The following is a 255-nucleotide window of genomic DNA, read 5'->3' as shown; positions in this document are numbered from 1 at the left end:
CTCGCTCGACCAGTTTCTGCAGGCCTGGCAGCAGGCCGACCGCAAGGCCGCGCTGCTGCAAGAACTGGAAGGGCAGGGCGTGCTGCTCGAAGCCCTGGCCGACGAGGTAGGCAAAGACCTTGACCCGTTCGACCTGCTGCTGCATGTGGCCTACGACCAGCCCCTGCTCACCCGCCGCGAGCGCGCCCGCCGCGTGCAAAAGCGCAACGTCTTCACCCAATACGGCCCCGTGGCGCGCAAGGTGCTCGAAGCCCT

General features: G+C 67.8%; 1 protein-coding gene. It reads left to right on the top strand.

Features of this window, described 5'->3' with window-relative positions; genetic code table 11:
• Positions 1-255, top strand: a 255-nt coding sequence (locus tag NFX52_RS30695) for a type I restriction-modification enzyme R subunit C-terminal domain-containing protein (protein WP_289781658.1), incomplete at both ends; no start/stop codon positions are given.

It is taken from the genome of Acidovorax facilis (assembly GCF_023913775.1).
Taxonomy (GTDB): domain Bacteria; phylum Pseudomonadota; class Gammaproteobacteria; order Burkholderiales; family Burkholderiaceae_C; genus Acidovorax; species Acidovorax facilis.
This window is presented reverse-complemented; position numbering and strand designations above follow the sequence as displayed.